This window comes from Paenibacillus sp. JT31N17, assembly GCF_056269255.1.
The window spans coordinates 264,000-290,806 of sequence record NZ_JBWDNP010000002.1; the positions used below are offsets into that span (position 1 = coordinate 264,000).

Annotated in this window: 17 protein-coding genes; 9 read left to right on the forward strand and 8 right to left on the reverse strand. The window is 54.1% G+C overall.

Annotated features, from left to right (window positions below):
- Positions 1-6: 6 nt before the first annotated feature.
- Together AC0YOB_RS08745 and AC0YOB_RS08750 are read right to left on the reverse strand one after the other, a co-directional pair.
- Complete coding sequence (locus tag AC0YOB_RS08745; RefSeq protein WP_475792517.1) at positions 7-2,241, reverse strand: hypothetical protein; 2,235 nt, start codon at positions 2,239-2,241, stop codon at positions 7-9.
- Entirely contained in the window at positions 2,238-3,113 is an 876-nt protein-coding gene (locus tag AC0YOB_RS08750; RefSeq protein ID WP_475792518.1) for an ATP-binding cassette domain-containing protein, read from the reverse strand. Before AC0YOB_RS08750 ends, AC0YOB_RS08745 begins: the two co-directional genes overlap by 4 nt.
- A 362-nt stretch (positions 3,114-3,475) precedes the next feature.
- On the opposite strand from AC0YOB_RS08750, the gene AC0YOB_RS08755 reads away from it, so the two are divergent.
- Positions 3,476-5,596, forward strand: coding sequence for a putative bifunctional diguanylate cyclase/phosphodiesterase (locus tag AC0YOB_RS08755; RefSeq protein ID WP_475792519.1), 2,121 nt, complete (start codon positions 3,476-3,478; stop codon positions 5,594-5,596).
- 199 nt (positions 5,597-5,795) lie between these two features.
- Here AC0YOB_RS08755 and AC0YOB_RS08760 read toward each other — a convergent pair whose 3' ends face one another.
- From AC0YOB_RS08760 to AC0YOB_RS08775, 4 genes are all read right to left on the reverse strand, one after another.
- Positions 5,796-6,632, reverse strand: a complete 837-nt coding sequence (locus AC0YOB_RS08760) for a hypothetical protein (RefSeq protein WP_475792520.1) — start codon at positions 6,630-6,632, stop codon at positions 5,796-5,798.
- Between the two features lie 157 nt (positions 6,633-6,789).
- On the reverse strand, positions 6,790-6,945 hold the full coding sequence (locus AC0YOB_RS08765; RefSeq protein WP_475792521.1) for a hypothetical protein: 156 nt from the start codon (positions 6,943-6,945) through the stop codon (positions 6,790-6,792).
- Positions 6,946-7,050: 105 nt separating this feature from the next.
- A complete protein-coding gene (locus AC0YOB_RS08770) occupies positions 7,051-8,088 on the reverse strand; it encodes a ribonucleotide-diphosphate reductase subunit beta (protein ID WP_210045571.1) in 1,038 nt (345 codons plus the stop codon).
- A 117-nt stretch (positions 8,089-8,205) separates the two neighbouring features.
- Entirely contained in the window at positions 8,206-10,431 is a 2,226-nt protein-coding gene (locus AC0YOB_RS08775; RefSeq protein WP_475790356.1) for a ribonucleoside-diphosphate reductase subunit alpha, read from the reverse strand.
- A gap of 356 nt (positions 10,432-10,787) precedes the next feature.
- Between AC0YOB_RS08775 and AC0YOB_RS08780 the strand changes: the two genes are divergently transcribed.
- From AC0YOB_RS08780 to AC0YOB_RS08810, 7 genes are all read left to right on the forward strand, one after another.
- Positions 10,788-12,446 (forward strand): copper resistance CopC/CopD family protein, encoded by a 1,659-nt coding sequence (locus tag AC0YOB_RS08780; RefSeq protein WP_475792522.1) that lies wholly within the window; start codon positions 10,788-10,790, stop codon positions 12,444-12,446.
- A 51-nt stretch (positions 12,447-12,497) separates the two neighbouring features.
- A complete protein-coding gene (locus AC0YOB_RS08785; RefSeq protein ID WP_475792523.1) occupies positions 12,498-13,448 on the forward strand; it encodes a sensor histidine kinase in 951 nt (316 codons plus the stop codon).
- Positions 13,449-13,474: 26 nt separating this feature from the next.
- Complete coding sequence (locus AC0YOB_RS08790; protein ID WP_475792524.1) at positions 13,475-14,281, forward strand: response regulator; 807 nt, start codon at positions 13,475-13,477, stop codon at positions 14,279-14,281.
- A gap of 135 nt (positions 14,282-14,416) precedes the next feature.
- Positions 14,417-15,061: a YcnI family copper-binding membrane protein gene (locus tag AC0YOB_RS08795; RefSeq protein WP_475792525.1), complete on the forward strand. Its 645-nt coding sequence runs from the start codon at positions 14,417-14,419 to the stop codon at positions 15,059-15,061.
- 447 nt (positions 15,062-15,508) lie between these two features.
- The gene (gene pheS / locus AC0YOB_RS08800; protein ID WP_475792526.1) at positions 15,509-16,543 is read left to right on the forward strand and encodes a phenylalanine--tRNA ligase subunit alpha; all 1,035 of its coding nucleotides are present in this window, start codon (positions 15,509-15,511) and stop codon (positions 16,541-16,543) included.
- A 15-nt stretch (positions 16,544-16,558) separates the two neighbouring features.
- Complete coding sequence (pheT, locus tag AC0YOB_RS08805) at positions 16,559-19,003, forward strand: phenylalanine--tRNA ligase subunit beta (protein ID WP_475792527.1); 2,445 nt, start codon at positions 16,559-16,561, stop codon at positions 19,001-19,003.
- Positions 19,004-19,248: 245 nt separating this feature from the next.
- Positions 19,249-23,079 (forward strand): hypothetical protein, encoded by a 3,831-nt coding sequence (locus tag AC0YOB_RS08810; protein ID WP_475792528.1) that lies wholly within the window; start codon positions 19,249-19,251, stop codon positions 23,077-23,079.
- A 144-nt stretch (positions 23,080-23,223) separates the two neighbouring features.
- On the opposite strand, the gene AC0YOB_RS08815 is transcribed toward AC0YOB_RS08810, so the two are convergent.
- On the reverse strand, positions 23,224-23,610 hold the full coding sequence (locus AC0YOB_RS08815) for a cupredoxin domain-containing protein (RefSeq protein WP_475792529.1): 387 nt from the start codon (positions 23,608-23,610) through the stop codon (positions 23,224-23,226).
- 243 nt (positions 23,611-23,853) lie between these two features.
- Entirely contained in the window at positions 23,854-24,222 is a 369-nt protein-coding gene (locus tag AC0YOB_RS08820) for a phage holin family protein (RefSeq protein WP_475790364.1), read from the reverse strand.
- 194 nt (positions 24,223-24,416) lie between these two features.
- On the opposite strand from AC0YOB_RS08820, the gene AC0YOB_RS08825 reads away from it, so the two are divergent.
- Entirely contained in the window at positions 24,417-26,783 is a 2,367-nt protein-coding gene (locus AC0YOB_RS08825; protein ID WP_475792530.1) for an endonuclease MutS2, read from the forward strand.
- Positions 26,784-26,807 lie beyond the last annotated feature (24 nt).

Sequence of the window (26,807 nt, forward strand, 5' to 3'; positions counted from 1 at the left end):
ACTCATTCACCTGCCTTTCTCCTCATTCCAGATACGAAGCCAATCATTCCACGTGATAAGGGGATACCGGAAAGGATTCCTGTCTATATCACTGTTGTAATAAGGCAGGTTGAGGAAGAGGTCCCTCACCTGCAGTCCCTGATGCAAAAACCGCAGCAGAACGCGCTTCACGAGATCAGCCTCGCCGTTTGAGAAGGCATCGTTAATCATGGCGGCCATCAGCCGGGACGGGGGAGAATCACCCATGATCTGGATGCTGAAGGCCGGATCCGTCCCGGAATAGGCTTCCTTCTGATCAAGGGATAGAATAGCCGAGCGGATCTCCTGCACAATCGAGTAGCTGCTCTCTGGATTCGGATAATCGTCCCAATTGTTTACATTCATATAGACCTCGGTATTATCGCCGAACAGGAGAGTGCTCATGATCTTCTCCAACCCGGAAGTTGTCAAGCTGCTGTATCGATTGGCTTGAATAAGGAACATATTGCCTTGAACAATACCGCTCGCATTAGCAAAGAAGGGAAACAGGCCGCCCATTGGAAAATATAAAACCTGCTTCAGATTGTCGAGCGGCATCCCTGACCAACTGGAATAATAGCTGCGCTTCTGATTCAACTGGCTCAGGAACAAGCGGCTGTCCTTTATGCTTCCCGGTGTTGTGATGACCGTTACTGGCTCACCCGGTATACGCACCTCTGTGAAGTCGCCGCCAAATATAAATGGAGCTTCGGCGGATTTTTGGACGAAATGCCGGACGTCCGGATTGTCATCCGGCGCTTGTGCTATCGATGCATAAATGGGTCCGGCAAATCCATGAAGCTTAATGTCAAAATTCGTACGCCAGCCAGTTATAACGTCCACACGGTCCGATATAAAGCTGCCATTTATCATTTTGAGCGTATCCCCGCCGGGAATCGGGAACCAGCCCAGATGGGCGGGCAGCAGCACATTGCGGCCTTGTACAAAAGCAAACCGCGTTTCAGTGCCCCCGTCCGCCCTCCATTCATTCAGAATGCCTCCGTAAGCGATCTCGATGACATGATCATCCCTGCCGCGCTCCAGCAGATTTTTGTCGAATGAGATCAAATCGCCATCACGCCTCCATCGGGCCGGATTGCCGTCCACCTTGAGGGATAGAACCTGAAGAAGAGGATCGAGCAGGAAGGAAATCTGTCCCTGATAATGAACAGCCACCTGCCTGGCCTGACCCGATGCAGGAATAAGCTGGCCATCCCTGGTCGGAAGTACAATTCGTGCCCTCATTTCAAGTGAATTATCAGAGTGACGGACTATATCCAGGGCCACGCTGCTGATTTGAAACTGGTAAGGGATATGCTGATTAATGTTGGCATCAGGCTTCGCGGCAGCATGCATGATGCGCTGCTGGTCATACCGCTTGGACCAAAGCTGGCTGTACGGAACATAAGCGGCAGCAGACAGGAGCAGACAAGCCATCATGATGATGAAGGGGGTTTTGGCCTTGTATACCGGCCTTTCCCGGGCAAAGAGCGCACCGGCGGCCGTCAGCATGAACAGACTGAATACCGCCCCAAAAATTCCAATCATCATGTATTCCCGGCTTATCAGCTCAAACGTCCAGATTTCATTGTTTGCATAACTGGAGATGCCCATGAGCTGGTTGAGACTGAAGACTTTCACAGGATACCAATGAAGGCCTTCCACCAGCAGGCTTGGTACGAACAGCGCACCGAACACCCACCCGCAGAACCCGATCGGCAGCGAGAAGCGCAGAGGCATGAGCGCCCCCAGAAGAATCCCAAGCGCAGTCCCTGCTGCGAATGACATCTCGTAAAAAAGCGAGTACCAGATTATCTCACGGAGAGCCGATGCCGAGGCAAGGTCATAATGCCAGGCTGCGGCTGCATAACTGGCTTGAATCAGCAGGGTGAATACGCTCATATAAACAAAACCTGCTGTCCACTTGCTGGCAATAATGACGCGATTGGTGACCGGCAATCCAAGACTCCATTCAAAGGAGGCATGGAGCGTATCCCGCCGGATAAGCAGCACGCCAAGCAGGATCGGAACGAGTGTGACGAACATCATGATGGTGCCATGTGCTTCTGCGGCCTTGAGATTAAGATTTAAGAGCTGATTCTGCCGCGAATTAAAGCATTGGAGCAGCATCCATACACCTGCTGCTGGAGGAAGCAGCAGCGGCCAGCGCCGCTTGTACAACAGCTGCAGTTCAAGCCGGATTTGCAGAACCAGCGACCTCATTGCCCATCCTCCGACGGCAAGCTTGATATCAGAGCCGTATAACCTTCCTCAATGGTCGGAGCAGCAGCAGAAGCGTACGGTGAAGGGGGCGTATCGCCAATCGCCCGGCAGTATATGCCGTCCTCTGTTTTCCGGGCGGTCATCAGCCATTCCAACGACATCGTCCGCCATTCATGCTCGGATGCTTCCCACTCCCACAGTTTGCCCTCGGCGAAACGGACGAGTCCGGCCAGCGGTCCTTCGTAATGCAGCTGGCCTTTACCCAGCACGATTACACTGCGGCAGCCCGCCGCCACATCATTGAGCACATGCGTGGAAAGCAGGACAGTGCTTCTGTGGGCGAGCTCTGCGAGTACATTGCGCAGCCGGATACGCTCCTCGGGATCAAGGCCTGCTGTCGGCTCATCTACAATAACTACCTGCGGGCTACTGATGAGCGCCTGGGCAATGCCGAGGCGCTTCACCATTCCGCTGGAGTAGGTCCGGGCGGCACGGTCAGCCTGCGCTTCCAAATGCACGGCTTGCAGCAGCCGGTCTACTTCAGCATCCTGCTCATGCCTGGTTCCGGTATTTTTCAGCCGGGCGACATGCCTCAGCAATTCCCGGGCGGTCAGCTGCGGGTACATTTGAAAGGTTTGCGGAACATAGCCGATCAGGCGTCTGGCGGATACTCCGCTGCGGACCGACACTCCCCGGATGGTGGCGTCTCCGGTTGACGGGACGAGCAGGCCGGCCAGCAGGCGCATAAGCGTCGATTTTCCGGCCCCGTTAGGGCCGAGAAGTCCATACAGGCCTTCGGTAAACTCCATGGATAACGGTTCAAGCGCCCAGCTTTTTTTATATTTTTTCCCTAAATGGTCGGCCGTTAGCATCGAAGCTCCTCCTCCTGCCCAATCGACGAATGCATGGCGTAAAAAGTTTTGGGATTGCCAGCGGCGAAAGGTGCTGGACAAGATGAACCTTTATAGTACAAACTATTATGGTATGGTTTATCCTAAAAAGCAGGCATTTGCTCCATTATAACAGGACAAGTCAAGTTTAAGCCGGGGGAAGCCAAGCACGCCCACCTAAGAAGCTGCATATCCGTCTAACCCGGCGTGGATTGAAAAGGGGGGATAATTGTGTATTGATTTTCTATGGATCCAATACATATTGCAATATAAGAAAGCCGGTGCTTTTTTCATGCTTTGCTTATATTTCAGCGCTTCCTGGCTTTTTTATGAAAGGGGTCACCATGTCGATAAACCGGGCCGAAAAAATAACCTTAGGCACAGCTCTTGCTGCCGTTATCAGCTTTATTCTTATACAACTTGTTCATGGTGAGCTGTATTACCAGATTCCGGACCATCTGAATTTGCTTGTCCATTCCATCATGGAGTTTATCAACTTCGCGATCAGCTTCACGATCCTGGTATTAGGGTGGCTGTTTTTCGTAAAATCATTATCGCGCCAGAGGTTGTTTACCGGGGCCCTGTTCAGTATCGTAGGCCTGTTCGATATGCTGCACGCTCTCACAATGGAAGGGATGCCTTTCTTTCATTATGTGGGAGATACGACATTGTCCCAGATTTATGCGGCTTCGGCGCAGTTAATCGGATCGGTCGGCCTGTTTGTTATTTTCCGGCGCAATGATGCCCCTATACCGGCCCTGATCAGGCGTCCGGTCGTTTTTTTCACGCTTGGCTTCGGCCTGCTCCTGGCCGTTCTTTTTTATTCTTTCACCAAGTGGACGGATATCGGCATGTTTTCCGGTACGTCGCTGGTTGTTGTGCAGGCCATGGTCGGGACGGTTGTTTTCGTTGCTTACAGCGCCAGCATCGGGATGATTCTCTACCGCAACCGCAACGAGCAGCCGCAAGCGCTTCTTACGATCATCCAGTCGCTTGTTTTCTTCCTGTTTGCCAACCTGCAGTTTTTCCTCAGCAAAAACCTCCATGACACCGATATGCTGGTGGGCCATATTTATAAGTTTGCCGGCTACTATTATCTTCTCAAGGGCATCTATTATGTAACCATTGAGGAGCCGTTCAAGGATCAGGAGCGTTCAGAGGCGCGTATCAATTATTTGGCTTATCATGACGAGCTGACAGGCTTGTCGAACCGGAGACTGCTGACGGAACGGTTGAATATCGAGATTGAGCGTGCGCAGCTCAGCAAGAATCGATTGGCGATACTGCTGCTGGACATTGACCGCTTCAAAACCATTAACGATGCGCTGGGCCATTCCTTTGGCGATCAGATGCTGCAGGCCGTGTCTGAGCGGCTGCGCGCGGCTGCGGCAATGCCGGAGCATGTGTTTCGGATGGGAGGAGATGAATTCGTCATCCTGCTGCCGGACCTGACTGAGAGCTTGGCGGCGGAGCAGCAGGCGCAGACGCTGATGGCGCTATTCAACCAGCCTTTCCTGCTGGACCAGGCTGAATATCATGTAACCATCAGTGTGGGCATTTCTTTTTATCCCCAGGATGGAAAAAGTGTGGACGTGCTGATGAAAAATGCCGACACGGCCATGTACAACGCCAAAATTCACCGGAATGAATTCTCCAGCTACATGCCGGATATGAATATGAAGGCTCATGACCGGCTGCGCCTGGAAAGCGATTTGCGCCGGGCGTTGGAGCAGGAGCAGTTCACTCTTGCCTATCAGCCGCTTGTCAATTTGGCTACGAATAAGGTCGTCGGAGTGGAGGCTTTGGTCAGATGGCTTCATCCGCAGCGCGGCCTGCTGCCGCCAGGGGAATTTATTCCGCTGACGGAAGAGAACGGCCTTATTCTGCAGCTGGGCGAGTGGGTGCTGCGTTCCGCGTGCTTGCAAAATAAAGCTTGGCAGGATGCGGGAATGCCGCCAATGATGATGTCGGTCAACCTGTCCATGCGCCAATTCCGCCAGCATCAGCTGGCTGAACGGATCAAATCGATTCTGGAGCAGACGGGTATGGCATCCCAGTATCTGGAGCTGGAGATTACGGAGAGCATGACCAGCGACGTGGAGTTCGCTACCGAGACGCTCACCAGCCTGAAGAAGCTGGGCGTGCAGATCAGCATTGACGACTTTGGAACGGGATACAGCTCTTTGGTTTATCTGAAACGGTTTCCGATAGACAAGCTGAAAATCGACCGTTCGTTCGTTAGCGATCTGACCAATGGCGGCAGCGACGCTGCAATTGTAACGACGATTACGTCCATGGCCAAGAACCTGAAGCTAAGAGTGACTGCTGAAGGGGTGGAGAACGACGAGCAGATCCGTCTCCTCCGGGAACGCCAATGCGAGGAAGCGCAGGGCTATTACTTCACCAAGCCAATTCCCGCAAGCTTGTTCGAGAACTGGTATCGTCACCGCAGCCAGACGGCTTGACTCTGAAAATCAATCACGAATTTGAAAACCTATTTCCAAACGAACAGGGCTGCCTGGTTGACCGGTGATTTCCCAGGTCATTCCAGGACAGCCCTGTTTGGTTTGTGATGTCCGCTAATCTGCTGTGAACCGGAGGATGCGCGCATGCCCTTAATGCCGCACGGAAACCATACATAGGATCCTGCCATGAGGTGGACATTCATTGGCTGCTCATTCTGCTGATGGCTCCTGCCGGCTTAGGGTTCAAATTGGTGCCGCTGTTTGCTTTATTGATTCTATCTTTGGGCCGGTACGAAGAGAGGATATTTGAGAATTCGGTCCAGTTCGTATGCCGCGATAAAGATTCCGGCACAGGAACAATGGCTTTGGATCTGGCCGTTGAGACCGAGAATATGACTGCGAAAGAAAAGAGCAGGCATACCGATGTATAGACGCCGACGCGCTTCATCCAGTGGATCGCAGAGGTTCCATCATCCCGGTGAATCCGTCTTCTGCGGGCATTTTGCCGCCAAATCAGCAGGGCGGCAGCACCTGCAAGCGCTGCGACCAGGATCATCAGCTCATTCTGAAACTGAACGGGCAGCGGATATAAAATCATTGACGCATGGATGATGGCGCCCACTGTCAAGGTCTGGATCGGAGCAACAAGCCTCGCCTGCGCCGCGCTGCGCCGTTTGGTCCGGTTGGCCGGGAGCTCCGGCTCATCCGCCTTCAGACGGATAATCTCCATCAGCTTGGGTCTGGAGTATATCGCACATGCCGTTAGCGGCATGGCTACCATCGGAACAAACAGCAGCGCTTTATCCCATACAAACCACCAGCTGTAGGTGGAGAAGAACAGGAATAAGGCGATCTGTCCGGAGGCGAGCAGTGCCAGCAGGGCCAGCAGCCCCAGACTCAGCTTCGCGCTGCGCTGCATGTCGGCAATGGTATGGCGAAAAGCAATGCTGCCGGTTCCATAACCCGCCAGCAGAGCAACGAGCAGATATACGATGGCGAGTATCGCATTGATACCCAATATAGATTCAGACATCATGAATTCCCCCGTTCTATTCTCTGCTTTAATCTTACAGGGGATAGAAACAATTGTTATCGTCCCATGGACCAGACTGTTGCTGGACTTTAGTCGAGCATGCCAGTCAGACCGCGAGCTTACTCTTGAGAAATGAGATAAAACACTTTAACGATGAGGTTTAGCGCTGCCGTATATTCGCGTTACTGTTGAGCTGAGCTGGACGTCGGAACAACCGGTTGAGCATAGTTAATGGTCCGGTCAGCATACTCTTGATTGTCTTGCTTGTCAATGTTTGGGTGTAGGCCTTCTGGTGCAGTCCGAGTTCGGCAATCATGTTGTGATTTTATGGATGATAAACCATATTAAAACCCCAAGCTTGTGTGAAGACGCTTGGGGTTGCTGTTTTATACCGTCATCACACTGGAAACTGACAGGCTTTCTACAGATCGCCCCAGTTGAGATTGGACGACTTGCTGTAATTGGTTACTTTCTGCTCGAAGAAGTCGGTTTTCATTCCGTTCATATTGCTGAAGCTTTCCACCCATCGCATCGGATGCTCGACAACCTCAGGGTAGAGAACTTCGAGTCCAAGCTTGCGCAGTCGTTCATTCGACAGGAAACGGATATATTGATCGATGATCTCGTTGGTGATACCGGCAATCTGATTATTGGTGATATACTGGCCCCACTCGATCTCATGCTCAACGGCAGTCTTCATCATCTGCCGCAGCTCTTCGATCAGTACAGGTGTGAACAACTCCGGATTTTCTCTGCGGACTTCGCGGAAAATCCCTTGGAATAATGCCAGATGGGTCAGCTCGTCACGCTGAATATATTTGATCTCGGAAACGGTTCCGAGCATTTTTCCTTGTCGACCCAGGGCATAGAAGAAGCTGAAGCCGCTGTAGAAATAGATGCCCTCGAGTATATAGTTGGCCATAATGGTCTTGATCAGGTTCTGGGAGGACGGGTTGGAAATGAAATTCTCATACAGATCGGTAATGAACCGGTTGCGTTTGAGCAGATGCTTGTCCTCGCGCCACAGATTGTAGATCTGGTCGCGTGCTTCAGCCGAACAGACGCTGTCCAGAATATAGGAATAGGATTGACTGTGGACAGCTTCCTGGAAGGTATGGACGGTCAGGCACAGATTCACCTCAGGCGCCGTTACATACTCATTGACGTTAGGCAGATTGGCTGTTTGCAGGGAGTCCAGGAAGATCAGGAAGCTGATAATTTTATCATAGCTGTTCCGCTCGGAAAGCGTTAAATTCTTATAATCCTTGGCATCCTGGGCAAGGGGAATTTCCTCGGGAATCCAGAAGTTGTTCATCATGGTACGGTACATCTTGGTCGCCCAGTCGTATTTCACATTATTCAATTCAATCAGGTTTGTGGTATTGCCGCCGATCATGCGGCGCTTGCCCCAGTCACGGTCGCCATCTTCGTTAAACAGCTTCTTTTTCTGCAAATCCATTGGCTTGCTGCCTCCTTTATTACTAAGAAACCTTGCCCGGCAAAATCAGTACTCAAGTCACCATTATTTGCCGGCATTGGACAACTCAAGGGTTGTGGGCAGGAAAGCTGCAGCGCTTTACGCGCTGCAGCTTTCGCAATCCTCTACTTCAAGGCTTTTATTGCGGCAATAGTAGACCGTTTTGAGACCATTCTCCCAAGCGGCCATGTATAGATCAAGGAATTCCTTCGCCGTGTATTCCGGCGTGATGTACAGATTGAACGATTGAGCCTGATCGATATGGCGCTGTCTGCGGCCCGCAGCCTTGATGCTCCAGTGCTGATCGATATGGTGCGCTTCCTTGTAGAACCAGAACGTCTCCTCATTGAGGTTAGGCGCTGTTTGCGGGATGACCGCGTTTTTCTTCTCCTCGACGAAGAATTTGCTGAATATCGGGTCAATACCAGCGGTTGAGCCGGCAATGAGCGATGTGGAAGCGGTTGGCGCAATGGCGAACATCCAGGCGTTGCGGACACCATGCTCGGCTATCTCCGCCCTTAGTTTCTGCCAGTCCGGACTATCGTAACCGCGGCGGTCGAAAAATTCTCCCGTTTGCCATTCGCTGCCTTCAAATACTTTATATGCGCCTTTCTCCTTGGCGATCTCCATGGATGCCTTGATGGCGCAATAATTAATCCACTCGTAGAGCTCATCGGCTTTCTCCAGATGCTCTTCGGATTCCCACGCGATTCCATTGAGCGCCAGCCACTGATGATAGCCGCTTGTACCAAGTCCGACAGCGCGGTACTTCTGATTGGTAATTTCCGCCTGTGGGATCGGGTAGTGGTTAATATCGATAACATTGTCCATCATCCGCATCTGGCAGGTGACAACCTCTTCGATTTCTTCACGCGACCGGGTGCGGCCGAGATTCAGGGAGGAGAGGTTGCACACGACGTAATCTCCGCTTTTGACCCTGGTCGTGATCATGCCGTCTTCATGCGTCGATGATTCGTATTCAGTAGGACTCATGTTCTGGCAAATTTCCGTACACAGGTTGGAGCAGTAGATTACGCCTTTATGCTTGTTCGGATTGGCGCGGTTAACCGCATCGCGGAAAAAGACGAACGGCGTGCCGGTCTCAAACGAGCTGGTCAAAATACGTTTCATGATGTCAATGGCAGGCACTTCATCGCGGGAAAGATTCGGATTGCTCACACATTCCTCATAACGGCTCTCCCACTCTTCGCCCCATGAATCCTCAAGCGACCAGCCCATCATGGAACGGACCTCATGCGGATCGAACAGATAGAAATTCTCGCGGTCCTTCACCTTGCGCATAAACAGATCGGGAATGCATACGCCGGGGAAAATATCATGCGCCTTCATCCGGTCGTCTCCGTTGTTTGTCTTGAGGTTAAGGAAGTCCAGAATGTCCTTGTGCCAGATATCCAGATAGACTGCTACCGCGCCGGAACGGACGCCCAGCTGGTCCACCGCAATTGCGGTATTGTTATAGTTCTTGATCCATGGCACAACTCCGCCGGCAACGCCCTTGAAGCCTCGGATATTGGAGCCGCGGCTGCGCACCTTGCCGATATAGATCCCCATGCCGCCGCCGAATTTGGATACCTGCGCGAAGCTGGAATCGACATTGTAAATCCCCCACAGGTTGTCCGGCACCGTATCGATGAAGCAGCTTGACAGCTGGTGGAACGGTTTGCGGGCATTGGCAAGCGTCGGAGTGGCCACTGTCATTTGCAGACGGCTGAGCACATCGTAAAACTTGCGGGCCCATGCAAGCTTGTCATCTTCTTTCATGGCCAGATGCATCGCGACTCCCATGAAGAGCTCCTGGGGAAGCTCAAGCACATCGCCGCTGAAGCTCTTGATCAGATAACGGTCGGCAAGCGTCTTGAGCCCGATATAATTGAACAAATAATCGCGCTCCGGCACGATGTAATTGCCCAATTCGCGGATTTCTTCGCGGGTGTAATGCTCAAGTATGTATTTTCCGTATAATCCCTTATCCGTCAGATAGGTAATCAGGGAGTAGAAATCCCCGTAGCCGAAGTAGCCATACTTGCGGTTGATTGCGGATTCTTTATAAAGATCGTACATCAGCAGCTTGGCTGCAACGTATTGCCAGTTCGGCTGTTCGATGCTTGTCTTCTCGACTGCCACCTGTGTAAGCGTACGTTGAATTTCCTTGGTGGTAATATTGTTGCGGAAATAAGGGAGCAGAGCGGTTTCGAGTTCCAGCGGATCGCAGTCACTGTATCCGACGCATGAGAAATCGATGACCTTTTTAAGCTTGGAGAAAATCAGTTCTTCTTTCTGGCCGTTCCTTTTAATAATATCCACGAGCGCAAGTCACTCCTTGTCGAAGGGCTTTGGTTACAACCCCTATATACACAATATGTTGATAATATTAAACAAAATTACACCAATATATTGTGGTTTGTCAAGGAATATGATTCGACAATAAGGGTTCCGAAACCTCTCCGAAACCGGCCTGAAAATGGATGAAAACGTACGGCTGCGCGTTTTTTTGGGCAACAAATTGAAGGATTTGGAAATGCAAAATAGTTGAACATTCTAAGCGGGCCAACATTTATCACCAAATGTTCAGATTTGCAGATTGGTGTTCGGCGGAATCGTTTAGTAAACTGGAAGTTAGATATTTTGTTGCCCAGCGAGAGGACGTGAGGTTGCCGGCCATGACAGAAACAAGACGCTCGATTACCACCATATGCAAATCCTTCTTCACCCTCCTTACTGTTTTTATGATGATAGCGGTTATGCTTCTTGGCATACCGGGGAAAGCAGAAGCCCATGCGGAGCTCGAACGAGCTTCGCCGGAAGCCAACACCCGGCTGGATGGAACCCCTGAGGATGTGGAGCTTACCTTTAATGAATCGATTGAGTCCCAGGTAGGGTCGCTTGAGGTTCTGGATTCCAGGTCCAATTCCGTAACCTCCAATGAACCTGTAACCAGCCAGGACCGTAAATCACTCAAGCTTCAGCTGCCGAAGCTTGGCGAGGGCGTATATACGGTTGCTTATCAAGTCATTTCAGCGGACGGGCATCCGATCAGCGGTTCCTATGTATTCATGATCGGTAATCCCCCGGAAGGCGTGGACGCTTCAGCTTTTGATCCGCATCAGGCTCTCGGGCACGAGGGACACAGCGCGTCCACGCAGCTGTCTACCGGACAGTTTATTCTTTACGCCGTCCGTATCGCTTATTATGCCGCCCTGCTGTTTGCTGTCGGCATGGCATTATGGTCAGTCCTGATACGCAAGCGCAGTACGCTGCTCGAGGAGACCATGAAGAAATGGGAGCAGCTGGCGATGCGCGCTTTGCTCGTCTCCGCTCTGCTCTATGTGTTTATTCACTCGCGCGAGATTCTTAAGGACTACCCGTCCAGCGAATACAGCCGCTTGTTCCTGTCCACTTCTATAGGGCATCTATGGATTGGGTTGCTGGTGCTTGCTGTGATTGGATTTGCCGTATTGCGGTTCAGCCGTCCCATCAAGGTGATTTGGGCGGCGGCCATTCTCGGTGTGGAGAGCTGGAGCGGGCATGCTGTGGTTTTCAAGCCGAAGCTGCTGACTGTGCTCCTCGATTTCATCCATCTGGCGGCAGCAGCCGTGTGGGCGGGGGGGCTTGTGCTGGTGCTTGCGCTCTGGTTCAGCGACCGCAAGGAGGCGGGGCGTTTCGCGCTGACCTTCTCCCGGGCCGCGCTTCTTTCCATTTCATTGCTCGTGCTCTCCGGCGTAGGGATGACACTGCTTTTTCTGCCATCATTAAAATATTTGTTTTATACATCTTGGGGTACTCTGCTGCTCATCAAGACAGGTGTTGTGCTGCTAGTCATCGTTACGGGGGGCATTCTTCATCTGCGAACGCGCAGAGGCGAGCTGCCCACCACCACGCTGCTGCGGGTCGATGCCGGTCTGATGGCCGTCATTATCGCAGTCGCCGCACTATTTACGTATGTCAGTCCGCTTCCTGCAAATGAGCCGGTCTATTATCACAAGATGGGCGAGGATATGCATCTGACGCTGCAGATCAATCCCAACAAGGCCGGCGTTAACCAGTTAATCGTAAGAGTCTGGCTGCCGGATAAGGTGGGGGAGCCCAAGTCGGTGCTGCTGCGCCTGCGATCAGCCGACCATGAAGAGCTGGGGCCGATCGATGTGCCTATACAGTCCTTTGTGGACAAGGAGCTGACTACCTTCGACGGCTATATCAAAACGTCCTATAAGGCCGAAGGGCCCTTCATTCCTTTTGCGGGCCGCTGGATCGCCGAGGTCCGTGTTATGGACAAGGAAGATAATGAAATCGTCAGAACGTACGAGTTCCGCAATTATTAAAGCCGATCGAGCCGGAGCTGCGATGGGGGGAAGGCGGAGGGGGAGCGGAAAATGACCAAGAAGGATATAAAGGAATCGGATATTGCGGAAAACAGCCCAACGGATACCGATGCCGGGAAGGTAAGCGGACAACATGAAGCGGGCTTGCCTTACAAGCGGATTAAATGGCTGATTCTCTGGATGCCAACCCTGACGATCGCAATGTGGGAATATTTCCGGCACACTCTCCTTCTTCCCTATCTGTCCATGGATTTGGGCAACTTACTGGCGCCGGTCATAGTTTTGACCGTTACGGCGACGCTCGGGCGCAAGCTGTTCCATATGCTGGAGCAGACGAGCGAATCGCTGCAGAAGGAGAAAATGGCCAAAGCCGCATTCATGGAGCGTGAACAGCTGGCACGTGAGCTCCATGACGGCATTTCCCAATCGCTTTTCCTGTTGTCGGTCAAGCTCGATAAGCTGGAGCACACGCAAGATCGGGAGCGTATCCAGGAAACCAAGGAGCAAATCAGGCAGACGGTAAGGCATGTCTATGAGGATGTTCGCCAGTCTATAGCAGGCTTGCGGAGCCAGCCGTCTATAACGGATGTCCAGTGGATGGAGTCCGTGTCTGCGATGGCGGAGGAGCTTCGGCTTGGAGGACTTGCCGTGAAGCTTGACTGGCAGCTGACCGAAAGTGCTTTGAGCAGCAAGGAAAAGGTAGAGCTGCTCGCAATCGTGCGCGAAGCGATGCTCAATGTCCGGAAGCATGCAGCTGCGACGCTGTTGATCGTACAGGCCAAGCCGACAGATGCGGCAGGGAAGACGGGCGGCTTTCACTGCTCGGTGGAGGATGACGGTATTGGTGCCTCCGAGAGCCAGCTCTATGCCAAGGGAAGATACGGCATCCGCATGATGCAGGACCGCGCAGCGGCTATGGGCTGGACCTTCAGAGTCAGCAGCAGCTTCGCATCGGCGGATATACTTCAGCACGGAACCCTGATCAAGGTGGAGAAGGAATAGGAACGGTGGAGGAAGGAGGATACCGGATGCCGGAATCGAAAAAAATACGTGTGCTGCTGGCCGATGACCATCCGCATGGCCGGGAAGGAATCCGCGATATTGTGAGCGCTGACGATTCGTTCGAAATTATCGGGGAAGCAGTGAATGGCGAACAGGCCGTTTTGCTTGCCGCAGAGCTCGGGCCCGATCTTGTTCTGATGGATATCAATATGCCGGTCATGAACGGCATGGAAGCGACGCAGTCCATCAAAACAATCGATCCGCGGATCAAGATTGTGATGGTTACCGTCTCGGACGACATAGCCGATTTGTTCGAAGCGATAAAGCGGGGCGCACAGGGCTACCTGCTCAAAAATCTCTCTCCCTCCGCCTGGATGGAATATTTGCGGGCGATCGTCATTGATGAAGTTCCTCTCTCCAAAGAGCTGGCATACAGACTGCTGCAGGAATTCAGCGGCGCTTCCGCAGCGGGCGGCCAAGAGCGGCCAAGATTGCCCGAAGACGCCGAAGGCACTGCAGGAATCATGAAATCGAGAGCGGGAGCGGCATCTAACAACTCAGCACGAGGACGCCAGGTTGAAGAACAGCAGGAGGCCATCGGGAAGCCGGACGGCAAAACGCCGCTGACAGTACGGGAGAGAGAAGTGCTCGAACGGGTTGCTTCCGGCAGCTCGAACCGCCAAATTGCCGAGGACTGCGGGATTTCTGAGAATACGGTGAAAAATCACCTCAAAAATATTTTGCAGAAGCTTCATCTTGACAATCGTGTACAGCTCACGCGCTATGCTATGGAGAAAGGGCTGCTGCCGCGCAGCGGCGATGTCATGGATTAATCACATTTGTATAGCCCTATCGAGTCATGCGTCTCCCCCGCCGCAACGATATAATAGGCAGGTATCAGGGGCCAATGCCGCTGAGATACGAAACCGATGAACTTGCCGAAGATGGATTAGGGGGATTACGAGAAGATGAGTATGAAGAAAAAATGGTCAACAGTTATTATGACAATGCTATCGCTGTTTTTGTTTGCCGGTATCGCCAGCGCCCATGTAACGGTACAGCCTGCCGAAACAACGCAGGGTACCTATGAAGTATTTACAGTTCGCGTTCCGAGCGAAGAGGAGAATGTGACGACCAAATCGGTTCAGGTCAAGGTGCCTGAGGGCGCAGCGGTAAGCCGTGTCCAACCCAAGCCGGGCTGGAAGGTCGAGCTTGAGAAAACGGCGGAGAATGCTATTACTTCCATTACATGGACGGCAGAGGGCGAAGGTCTGGCACAGACCGAGTTCGATGAATTCCGCATTCAGGGAAGAGTGGCCGAAGATGCCAAGGAGCTGGTGTGGAAAGCTTACCAAACCTACAGCGATAACACCGTAGTGGAATGGGTCGGCGCTGATGGCTCCGATCACCCTGCTTCTGTCACGACGGTATTGGCAGGTACGGCTGAAGGGGATGCTCACGGAGCGGCCGCGGCTGTGTCCAGTGATAATGCTGCGGTTCCGTCTGATTCCGACAGCAGCACAGATGTGGCAACCTTGTGGCTGGCGATAGCCGCGCTTGCAGTTTCGGTCATTGCGTTGATTTTCGTCCTGGCCAGACACAGAAAAGCTTAGGCTCACAGCCCGAAGTTGAATTTCATTGGGAACCAGGGGAGCGCGGCCTTGCGAAGAGGCCGCGCTTTGCTTATAATTAGTTGATCAGGTAAATGGATAGCTTTCTAAACGAAGCCATAAACATGATGCGATGATGGAGAAAAGTAAGCCGCGGTTCGCGCACAGGGAGAAGACGCCATGATTGAGAGCGTCTTTGCAGATCAAACGCCGCCCAAGTTCACTCCAGAGCAGACTGCTTGAACCGCGCACCTTTTTGGTGTTGCAGTAGGGAAGTCCGGGCCCGGCCCGTTAAAGCCGGTATGAGGGATTGCCATGCATGAATAGATGAAGGGCAATCCGAATTAGGGTGGTAACACGGTTCTTTCGTCCCTTACGGGGAGAGAGGGCCTTTTTTTGTTTTCTTAAAACGGATATATCGATCGACTATTATTGAAGGGAATGAGAGTAATGAAGGACAGATTGGAAGCCTTGCGTACGGAGGCGCTGCAGGAGCTGGGGCATGTCGCAAATCCACAGCAGCTGAATGACCTGCGGGTTAAATATTTGGGGAAAAAGGGTGCGCTAACCGAGATTTTACGGGGAATGGGCGGCCTGAGCGCTGAAGAGCGTCCCGTTATCGGACAGGTGGGCAATGATGTCCGCGCTGCGATCGAAGCTGTAATTGAGGAGAAGCAGGCTGTGTTCCAGCATGCGGAGACCGAGAACCGCCTTCGCGCGGAGACGATTGATGTTACGCTTCCCGGCAAACGTCTTCCGGCCGGCGCGGTGCATCCCTTGAATAAGGTCGCGCAGGAAATTGAAGACGTCTTTATCGGGATGGGCTATACGATCGCGGAAGGCCCTGAGGCGGAGACGGACTTCTATAATTTTGAAGCCTTGAATCTGCCCAAGGAACACCCGGCAAGGGATATGCAGGATTCGTTTTACGTTACGGATGAAATTCTGATGCGTACCCATACTTCGCCGGTGCAGATCCGGACGATGAAGGCGATGAACGGCAAGACGCCCGTTAAAGTGATATGTCCGGGCAAGGTGTACCGCCGCGACGACGATGACGCGACGCATTCGTTCCAATTTATTCAGATTGAAGGGCTCGTGATCGGACCTGACATCCGCATGAGTGACTTGAAGGGGACGCTGCTTCAGTTCGCGCAGCAGATGTTCGGCATGCAGACGCAGATCCGTCTGCGTCCCAGCTTCTTCCCGTTCACGGAGCCAAGCGCCGAGGTCGATGTGACCTGCGCCCAATGCGGCGGCCGCGGCTGCCGGATGTGCAAGCATACCGGTTGGCTGGAAATACTCGGCTGCGGAATGGTTCATCCGCGCGTTCTGGAAATGGGCGGCTACGATCCGGATGAAGTGAGCGGCTTTGCATTCGGAATGGGCGTCGAGCGTATTGCATTGCTGAAATATGAAATCGATGATATTCGTCATTTCTACACGAACGATCTGCGCTTCTTAAGCCAGTTTGTGCGAATGTAACGGGGGGTCAAACAGATGAACGTATCTTATAAATGGTTAAGTGAATATATCGATCTGTCGGGCTTCGACGGGGAACAGCTGGCAGAGCTCATGACACGCGGAGGCATCGAAATCGATGTTGTCGAGAAACGCAACAAAGGGGTGACCGGCGTAGTGGTCGGTCATGTGCTGACCCGCGAGAAGCACCCGGATGCGGATAAGCTGAGCGTATGCACGGTGGATGTCGGTCAAGGGGAACCGCTGCAGATTGTATGCGGCGCGAAGAATGTTGCAGCCGGGCAGCTTGTACCCGTGGCTGTGGTTGGAGCGAAGCTTCCAGGCGACTTTGCCATCAAACGGGCCAAGCTGCGCGGCGTGGAATCGCAGGGCATGATCTGTTCGGCGAAGGAGCTTGGCCTGAACGAGAAGCTGCTCCCCAAGGATCAGCAGGAAGGGATCATGGTGCTGCCTGAAGGAACGGCAGTCGGCAAATCCATACTGGATGTGCTTGCCATTGAAGATGAAGTGCTGGAGCTTGACCTGACGCCTAACCGTTCCGATTGTCTGAGCATGCTGGGCGTGGCTTATGAGGTCGGAGCGCTGACAGGAAGACCGGTTCAGCTGCCGGACACGAAGGTCAGCGATGCGGCGGAGGAAGCTTCCTCCCATATCACGGTGAACATTGAGGCGAAAGAGCACTGTACGCATTATGCCGCCAGGTACATCAAGGGCGTGAAGATCGGTCCGTCGCCGCAGTGGATGCAAAATCGTCTGATAGCAGCTGGCGTCCGGCCGATCAATAATGTGGTCGATATAACCAATTTCGTGATGCTGGAGTATGGCCAGCCGCTGCATGCTTTCGATGCCGACAAGGTGGAAAGCGGCAGCATTGTCGTACGCCTTGCCCGCGAAGGGGAAACCATTGTCACGCTCGATGATCAGGAGCGCAAGCTGGAGCCGCATATGCTGCTCATTACTGACGGGGAGCGCCCTCTTGCCCTTGCCGGCGTCATGGGAGGCGCATCCTCGGAGGTAACCGCCAGCACAGTCAATATTTTGCTGGAATCTGCCCGCTTCAACGGCGCAACCATCCGCAAAACCTCGCGTCAGGTAGGGCTCCGCTCGGAATCCAGCATCCGTTTCGAGAAGGGCGTGGATCATGCGCGTGTCATTCCCGCGCTCGACCGCGCTGCTTTGCTCATGGCGAAATATGCGCAAGGACTTGTGCTTGAAGGGATTGTCGAAGAGCTTGCCGAATCGCCGGACGAAGTAGTTGTCACGATGACGCTGGATAAGATCAACCGTTATCTGGGCACAGAACTTTCGAAGCTGGAGACCGAGATTATTTTTGGTCGTCTGCAGTTTCCGTTTGAGTTCGGGCCCAATGGCGTGTTCACGGTAAATGTGCCGTCCAGACGGGGAGATATTACCCGCGACGTGGATATTATTGAAGAAGTCGCGCGTCTGCACGGCTATGACGAAATCCCGACTACCGCGATCGAAGGCCCGTCCACTCCCGGCGCGCTGACCAAGCCGCAGGCCATCCGGCGTGAGCTGCGCAGGCGTCTGACCGATGCCGGATTGAATGAGGTTATGACCTATTCCTTCACGCATCCGGACCGGACGCGGCTGTTCCCTGCCCTCTCGGAGAAGGGCACCCAGCCGGTCAGATTGTCCTTGCCCATGAGTGAAGACCGGAGCGTGCTGCGGACCGCCCTGCTTCCGCAAATGCTGGAGGTGGCGGCATATAACCGCAACCGCAAGAACGACAATCTGGCGATCTTCGAAATCGGCAGCGTCTTCCATACCGATGAAGAGCTGCTGACACGCCTCCCACATGAGAAGCACCGCTTGGCTGTTCTTCTTACCGGCAGCCGGAATGAGGCAGGCTGGAATCAGAAGCCGGCAGCTGTGGATTTCTACGATGTGAAGGGTGTAATGGAAACCGTCACTCATATACTTGGCATTGGCGGGCTGATCCATTATGAGTCCGCACAGCCAGAGCATATGCACCCCGGGCGTACGGCAGCAATCGTGCTGACAACCGAGCGCGGACCCGAGACGATCGGGTACATCGGCCAGCTTCATCCAACGCTGCAGCATGAACATGATCTGGCAGATGTTTATGTGCTGGAGGTTGAGCTTGGTCCACTGTACGATGCGGCAGCATTCAAAATTGCATACAAGGTTCTCCCGCGCTTCCCTTCGATCGAGCGGGATATCGCCGTAGTGATCGACCGCGGGCTCCCGGCCGGCAGACTGCTTGAAGCTGCGCGCGATACCGCGGGCGAGCTGCTGGAGTCCGTGAATGTGTTCGATGTGTATACGGGCGAGAGGCTTGGAGCAGATAAGAAGAGCGTTGCCATCTCGCTGATTTACCGTCACGGCGAGCGAACGCTCACGGATGAAGAAGTAACGGATCTCCATCAGCGCGTTGTCACAAAATTAGAAGATTCTTTTGGGGCAGAATTGCGTAAATAGGCAGGAGATAAGCGAAGCCGCATCGAATTAGTTCATTGCGAACCGATATCGATGCGGCTTCGTCTGTTATTCGTTTGTTAAGCTTTGGTTAAGAAGAACGGCCAGCGGATGGATCGTGTCCGGGCAAACAACGGGTTTTGGACGAAAGGCATCGTGTGCAGCTTGTAAGGCAATAGATCGAATTGGTTTAGCTTACGCTTTCGAAGATCAGATGCTTCGAGAACTTTTTAGGAGGACATGCCCTCATGGACGCTGCCGAACGCGCACGTGTAACAGTTGACATATATGGAAATCAATTTAAATTTACCGGTCATACCAACCCTGAATATATCAAGCGGATAGCCGCTCTGGTTGATGAGAATATGCATAAATTGGCAAAAGGGTATCCAAGGCTGGATTTGCCCAAAATTGCCGTTCTTGTTGCTGTGCATATGGCGGAGGACGTTTTCCGGCTCAGCCGCGAGAACGAGCGCATGCAGGAAATCGAGGCGCGGCGGGACGCGGCGGTTGCCGAGCTTGAGGAAAACAAGCTGCTGCTTGATTCCGTAAGGGAGAAAGCGGCTGCAGAGCTCGCTGAAGCCGAGGCCGAGCTTGCCATGGCCCAGGAAATCGCCCACGAGGAATTGGAGCGGATAAGCTCCGTTCTGCAGGGTCGGCTGGAGCATGCCGCTCAGCAGGCCGATAAGGAGCTTGCCGCACAGCGTGACGCCCACCTGGAAGAGTTGAAGACGGAGAGGGAGATCGCCCGTCTGGAAGCGGAGCAGCTGCTCGCCGCGCATGACAGTGAGCTGACGAACATGCGGGAATCCGCACAGGCGGAGCTTGAACGCCTGCAAGAGAACCACACAATGGAAGCGGATCGGCAGCGCGAAGCTGCTAATCTCGAGCTTAATCATGTGAAGGAGTCGCTCAGCGCGGAGCTTGCGCTGGAGCGGGAGGCGCATGAGCAAGCGGCGGCTTTGGCGGCTGCTGAACTGGAACAGGAGCGGGCAGAGCTTGCACGGCAGCTGGAGAAAGCGCAGTCTGATGCCCGGGATGAGCTTGCGCTTGTCCATGCCATTCATGGCGAGGAGCTTGAGCGTGAGCGCGAAGCCGCGAGCAAGGAAGCACAACGAGCGGCTGCTGAATGGGGCGTGACGCTGGCGCGGCTGCACGCCGATCAGGCAGCGGCAGCAGAAGCGGCGCAAGCGGAGCTAGCACTTGCCCAGGCTGTACATGACGAGCAACTGGCGCAGCTGCGGGAGGAGCAGATAGCCGCAGGTGAAACAGCGCAGCTGGAATTTGCGCGGCTGCGCTCCGAGCTGCAGGCAGAGCTCGCGGAAGCCAAGGCAGCGGCTGAAGCCGAACTGGAGCGGGTGCGGCTTGCCTCGCGCGAACGCATTGAACGTTTGCGGGCGGATACCGACCGCGCAGCTGCTGCGGCAGCCCTGGCTGCTGAGGAGCAGCTGCGGCAGGTCCGTGAAGCGGCCGCTGCCGAATTGGAGCAGGAGCGCGCGGCTTCAGCCGCGGCATTAAGCGAGGAACGCGAAATTGGGCAAGCCATGCTGGAAGAGGCGGAGCGGACAGCGGCCGCAGCCGCAGCGGATGCCGCGGCTGGTCAGGCAAAGCTTGCGGAGGCGGAGCAGGCGTTTGCGGCTATGAAAGCGGAGCTTGAGGAGCAGTTGGCCGAGACGAGGGCATCGTCCCGGTTGGAAGTTGAACGTGAGCGGGCAGCCGCGGAGACGGAGCTGCGGGAAGAGCGGGAGCTCGCGCAGGCGATGATTGCGGAAGCGGAGCAAGCTGCTGCTGCGGCGAAAGCAGAGCTGGAGAAGCAGCTTGAGCAAGTGCGGGAAGCGGCTCGACTGGAGCTTGAGCGTGAGCGGTCAGCTGCCGAGGAAACCATTCGAGAAGAGCGCGAGTTCGCGCAGGCGATGGTGATGGAAGCAGAGCAGGCAGCGTCTGCGGTGAAACGAGAGCTTGCGGAAGCGGAGCAGGCTGCTGCGGCGGCAAAAGCAGAGCTGGAGAAGCAGCTTGAGCAAGTGCGGGAAGCGGCTCGTCTGGAGCTTGAGCGTGAGCGGTCAGCTGCCGAGGAAACCATTCGGGAAGAGCGCGAGCTGGCGCAAGCGATGATTGAGGAAGCAGAGCAGGCTGCGTCTGCGGTGAAACAGGAGCTAGCAGAAGCAGAGCAGGCTGCGTCTGCGGTGAAACAGGAGCTAGCAGAAGCGGCTCAGGCCGCAGCGATGGTGAAGGCGGAGCTGGAGAAGCAGTTGGCCGAAGCTAGAGAATCGTCGCGCCTGGAGCTTGAGCGTGAGCAAGCAGCTGCCGAGGAAAATATTCGGGAAGAACGCGAGTTGGCGCAAGCGATGATTGAGGAAGCGGAGCAGGCTGCGTCTGCGGTGAAACGGGAGCTAGCGGAAGCGGCTCAGGCCGCAGCGATGGTGAAGGCGGAGCTGGAGAAGCAGTTGGCCGAAGCTAGAGAATCGTCGCGCCTGGAGCTTGAGCGTGAGCATGCAGCTGCCGAGGAAAATATTCGGGAAGAACGCGAGTTGGCGCAAGCGATGATTGAGGAAGCGGAGCAGGCAGTGTCTGCGGTGAAACGGGAGCTTACGGAAGCAGAGCAGGTTTCAGCGGCAGTGAAAGCGGAGCTGGAAAAACAGCTGGCACAAGTGCGGGAAGCGGCTCGTCTGGAGCTTGAGCGTGAGCGTGCAGCTGCCGAGGAATCCATCCGGGAAGAGCGCGAATTGGCGCAGGCGATGGTTGAGGAAGCGGAGCAGGCTGCGTCAGCAGTGAAGGCGGAGCTGGAGAAGCAGTTGGCCGAGGCGAGAGGGTCGTCGCGACTGGAGCTTGAGCGTGAGCGTGCGGCGGCCGAGTCCGCGCTGCGGGATGAACGCGAGTTGGCGCAGGCGATGATTGAGGAAGCGGAGCAGGCAGCTGCGGCAGCAAGAGCAGAGCTGGAGGAGCAGCTGGTTCGAATCCGGGAAACAGCGCAGTCCAAGCTAGAACAAGAGCGGGCAGAGTCGGAGGAGACATTGCGAGCGGCAAACGAGTCAGCGCAGGCCAAGCTGGAAGAAGCAGAGCGAGCCGCTGCGGCCGCTCGTGCAGACCTCCTTGAGGAGCGTGAAACCTCTCAGGCAATGCTGGAGCAAGCGATTCGCGAAGGTGAAGAGCAAGCTGAGATTATCAGAGAGGAGCTTGTGTCCGAGCGTGAGAAGCTTGAACACAGGCTTACAGAGGAACTGGACCGTCTGGCGCTGGAGTGGCAGCAGGAACGTGAGCAGCTTACCGGCAAACTGGCGCAGGTACGTCGTGACTATAATGAAGCGCAAGCCGCAATATCCGAGCAGCAGCAGGAAGTGGAACGCCTTGCAATGCAGGCTGCTGAACGCGAGGAATCGCAGCGTACGACAGTAGATATTCTCGAGCGGGAAATGCTGGAGCGCGAGATCGGCTATGAAGAGCTGCAGCGCCAATTCGCCGAACTGCAGCAGCAGGATATCCGCCGCTCTCAAGCCCTGCAGCAGCAGGAGATGCAGCTCGCGGAGCTTCGTGACCAGCTGACCATAGCGCAGCATACAGCAGATGAGGCGGATAACCGGCTAGCCCAGCTGACTGAGCAGCAGGAGCTTCTGAAGGAAGAGCTTGAGAAACATAGCGCTCAGGAACAGGATCTTCGCCACAAACTGCAGACGGCAGAGGAACGTGCTGCCGAGATGATGAATGAAGCCAGAATGCAGATGGCAGAGGCCGAGCGCATCGCCGAGGAAACAGCAGCAGAGGCAAAGGAAAGAGAACGCATCGCTGTCTCTGAGCTTGAGCGTGCGAAGCAGGAAGCTGCCGCGCATGCAGAAGCGGAAGCCGGTCTGTACGAGCAGCTGCTCCAAAGTGAAGAGGAAACCAGTGAAGCCAGGCTCCGGATGCAGCAGCTGCTGGACAGAATCTCAGAGCTGGAGGCTCTGGCGTCGGAGACAAGCTTGTCCGGTATCGATTTGCAAGCCGAGCATGAGCGTCTGCAGATTGAACATGGGAAACTGAAGACAGAGTACTCCAAGCTGCAGACGGAATACAATGAATGGATTGAACTGATCGAGGAAAGCTAAAGCAAAAATGCCGAAGGGACGATTACGTCCTTCCGGCATTTTTCGGCTGAAACGGGTCAAACTATCTCGACAAAAAAGCTCCACGCTCTATTGTGTCAACAAGAGCATGGAGCGATTTTTCAATTCCAGGTTAATTCCGTTCATCTATTCGACTTTGATTTTGGCAACCATTTGGGTGTGGCCATTTCCGCATGGAATGTTGCAGTGAAGCTCATACTCGCCTGCATCCGCAATCGTTACATCCTGCGATTTGCCATTGGTCAGCTTAACATTCAGAGCTGGAATTTCTATGCCGTGAACCCCGTCTGCATCCAGGGTGATGGTAGTGGCTTCACCTTTTTTGATGGTGTAGACCTCTTTATCAAATTCCCAGTTGCTTGCCTTGATCAAGACTTCATTCGCAGCTGCTGCGCTTGTCTCTGTTGTGGCGCCGTTCTCAGGTGCGTTGTTATTGGCACTGTTGTTCGAACCGCAAGCGGTCATGATCAGCACAAGAACGGTAACTGCGGACACCAGCAATAATTTTTTCATCTAAGTAAACTCCCTCCATTTATTCTATAGGCCAACCATGCATATTCCATTATAACTGGAATAGTTGGAAATTGCAGTGTCAAACATATGAATGGCTGATGAACAAATGATGAACATTTCAAATATAATCACTGTAACCGTTAATTATCGCGGTTAGCAGTAATCCATTTCTATCCGGTCAGCAAAACCGGGTATAACGACGATCCGTCATACCCGGTTCCGTTGCCAGGAATTCCATAAGCTTTAAGCGTGCTGTTTATCGCGGTCCCGTCCTGCATCATACGGTGTGGCCACCGGAATGAACAAGTCGATGATCCCGATGACAAGAGCGGCCAGAATGGCACCCAGCCAGGTAACATCCACTCCGCCTACGATAAACTGGGCAATCCAGATGACAACGACACTGGCGATAAAGCCGACAATGCCGCGGCCGAATGGGGTAACCCGTTTGCCGAAGATGCCTTCGATAATCCAGCCAAGAGCTGCGATGACGAGCGCCAGCAGTAACGCGCTCCAAAATCCGCCGACACTGAACTGAGGCACGATGTAGCCAACAATCATCAGCACGATGGCTGAAACGACGAAACGAACGACATGACCCAGAAAATGCATGTGCAAACCTCCTCCGTGTTTTTAGCAATACTCCCGTACTCATCGATAATGAGCAATTTTCGGAAGTATAGTTTAACTTCATGGGATGCATCATTATTGTCTCCCGCTTTGCTGCTGTCATTCATGGCAGCATCCGTCATGGCATACGTTGTACGCATCGGCTATAATAAGAATCGAGGGGAGTTGTGCTCGTTTTGGACAATAAAATCTTACACACACTAGAATTTTCAAAAATAGTAAATAAATTATCGCAGCACGCATCGACCTCGCTCGGTAAAGCGGTGGCCGATGCCATTCGTCCGAGCTCCGATCTGGAAGCGGTCAAACTGACGCTTCAGGCTACGGATGAGGCGTATAAAGCGGACCGTCTGAAGGGCAATGCTCCCTTCGGCGGAATCGTAAACATTCGTCCGGCCTTGCTGCGCTCCATTATAGGTGGAACGCTGAACCCTGCCGAGCTGCTGGAAATCGCAGAGACGATACGCGGCTCGCGGCGGGTAAAGCGTCATGTCCTTCAGCTCCATGATGATGATCCGGTTCCCATGCTGGCCGATATGGCGCAGCAGCTGACCGAGCATAAGGTATTGGAAGATGCCATTCTCAATTGCATCGACGAACAGGCGGAGGTCATGGACAGCGCAAGTAATGAGCTTGCCGGCATCCGCAGAGAGCTGCGGGGCGGGGAGGCGCGGGTCCGTGAAAAACTGGAGCAAATGGTCCGTTCATCATCCGTGCAGAAGATGCTGCAGGACGCCATCGTAACTATTCGAAACGATCGGTACGTCATTCCCGTAAAACAAGAGTACCGCTCCCATTTTGGCGGTATCGTACATGACCAGTCGGGATCGGGAGCGACATTGTTTATCGAACCGGAAGCGATCGTTGCCATGAACAACAAGCTTCGTGAGCTGCGGTTATCCGAGACCCGCGAAATTGAGAAAATACTGCAAAAGCTGACCGCGCAAACAGCGGAATACGCAGAAGAGCTGCAGCTGGATCTGGAAGTGCTTGGCGCGCTTGATTTTGCTTTTGCCAAGGGAAGACTCGCCCACCAGATGGGGGCGACGCTGCCCCGCATGAACGACCGCGGTTATTTGAAGCTGCGCCGCGGCAGGCATCCGCTAATCGCCCGTGAGAATGTCGTCCCGACCGACGTGGAGCTCGGCAATTCGTATTCGACGATCATCGTCACAGGACCGAATACGGGAGGCAAGACCGTTTCGCTCAAGACAGTTGGGCTGCTCAGCCTGATGGCCATGTCCGGCATGTTCGTGCCCGCCGAAGACAACAGCCAGCTATGTGTATTTGACGCGATTTACGCCGATATCGGCGACGAGCAAAGCATTGAGCAAAATCTTAGCACGTTCTCCAGCCACCTGACCAACATCATTCGCATACTGGGCAATATGACCCCCAAGAGTCTGGTGCTGCTGGATGAGCTGGGTGCGGGAACCGATCCTGCGGAAGGCTCCGCTCTGGCGATTGCCATCCTGGAGCATATGCACAAGCTGGGCTGCCGGATCATTGCAACCACGCACTACAGCGAGCTTAAGGCATATGCCTATAACCGCAAAGGTATCATCAATGCGAGCATGGAGTTTGATGTACAGACGCTCAGCCCCACCTATCGTCTGTTGATCGGAGTGCCGGGACGAAGCAATGCGTTTGCTATCGCCGAGCGGTTGGGTCTTCAGCGGTCGATCATTGATGTGGCGCGCGGCGAGGTCAGTGAAGAGGATATGAGGGTCGAGAATATGATTGCCTCGCTGGAGGAGAACCGGCTGGCGGCCGAAGCCGAACGGAACTTGGCAGAGAGACTGCGCAAGGATCTGGAAGCTCAGCAGGCGAAGCATGAAGCGGAGCGCAGTAAATTTGACGAGCAGCGTGACAAGCTGCTTGCCAAGGCTCAAGAGGAAGCTCATGAGGCGATTGCCAAGGCAAGAAAGGAAGCCGAGCAAATTATCTCCGATTTGCGCAAGCTTGCCATGGAGGAAGGTGCGTCGGTCAAGGAGCATAAGCTGATTGAGGCGCGCCGCAAGCTGGATGACGCTGCTCCAGAGCTGAAAAAATCAAAATCCAACAAGCCAAAGAACGCTGCAAAGCCGCAGCGGATTGAACCCGGCGACGAGGTCATGGTTTACAGCCTGGGTCAGCGCGGCCATGTCATTGAGATCAACGGCAGCGATGCCCTGGTGCAGCTCGGCATTCTGAAGATGAAGGTGGCTACCGGCGATTTGGAGCTGGTGAAACGGGCTGAAACCGCCAAGACCCAGCAGCCTAAGCTTGCTGCAAGTCTCAAGCGGACCCGCGACGAGAATGTGCGTATGGAGCTTGACTTGCGCGGGGCAAATCTTGAAGAAGCGATTGTGGAGGTTGATCGTTTCCTGGATGAATCCTTCCTAGCCGGGCTTGGCCAGGTTTACATTATTCACGGCAAGGGAACCGGCGTTCTGCGAACGGGTATCAGTGAGTTTCTGCGCCGTCACAAGCATGTCAAGACTTACAGACTGGGCAATTACGGAGAGGGTGGAGTCGGCGTCACCGTCGCGGAAATGCGTTAATTCAGCTTCATGCCAACAAACAGT

Bases quoted from the DNA above. Each gene is read 5' to 3' on its own strand.
- AC0YOB_RS08785 (WP_475792523.1), top strand. From the start codon at position 12,498: ATGACCAAGAAGGATATAAAGGAATCGGATATTGCGGAAAACAGCCCA.
- AC0YOB_RS08815 (WP_475792529.1), bottom strand. From the start codon at position 23,610: ATGAAAAAATTATTGCTGGTGTCCGCAGTTACCGTTCTTGTGCTGATC.
- AC0YOB_RS08750 (WP_475792518.1), bottom strand. From the start codon at position 3,113: ATGCTAACGGCCGACCATTTAGGGAAAAAATATAAAAAAAGCTGGGCG.
- AC0YOB_RS08810 (WP_475792528.1), top strand. From the start codon at position 19,249: ATGGACGCTGCCGAACGCGCACGTGTAACAGTTGACATATATGGAAAT.
- AC0YOB_RS08770 (WP_210045571.1), bottom strand. From the start codon at position 8,088: ATGGATTTGCAGAAAAAGAAGCTGTTTAACGAAGATGGCGACCGTGAC.
- AC0YOB_RS08765 (WP_475792521.1), bottom strand. From the start codon at position 6,945: ATGATTGCCGAACTCGGACTGCACCAGAAGGCCTACACCCAAACATTG.
- pheS (WP_475792526.1), top strand. From the start codon at position 15,509: ATGAAGGACAGATTGGAAGCCTTGCGTACGGAGGCGCTGCAGGAGCTG.
- AC0YOB_RS08790 (WP_475792524.1), top strand. From the start codon at position 13,475: ATGCCGGAATCGAAAAAAATACGTGTGCTGCTGGCCGATGACCATCCG.
- AC0YOB_RS08780 (WP_475792522.1), top strand. From the start codon at position 10,788: ATGACAGAAACAAGACGCTCGATTACCACCATATGCAAATCCTTCTTC.
- AC0YOB_RS08820 (WP_475790364.1), bottom strand. From the start codon at position 24,222: ATGCATTTTCTGGGTCATGTCGTTCGTTTCGTCGTTTCAGCCATCGTG.
- AC0YOB_RS08755 (WP_475792519.1), top strand. From the start codon at position 3,476: ATGTCGATAAACCGGGCCGAAAAAATAACCTTAGGCACAGCTCTTGCT.
- AC0YOB_RS08795 (WP_475792525.1), top strand. From the start codon at position 14,417: ATGAGTATGAAGAAAAAATGGTCAACAGTTATTATGACAATGCTATCG.
- AC0YOB_RS08760 (WP_475792520.1), bottom strand. From the start codon at position 6,632: ATGATGTCTGAATCTATATTGGGTATCAATGCGATACTCGCCATCGTA.
- AC0YOB_RS08745 (WP_475792517.1), bottom strand. From the start codon at position 2,241: ATGAGGTCGCTGGTTCTGCAAATCCGGCTTGAACTGCAGCTGTTGTAC.
- pheT (WP_475792527.1), top strand. From the start codon at position 16,559: ATGAACGTATCTTATAAATGGTTAAGTGAATATATCGATCTGTCGGGC.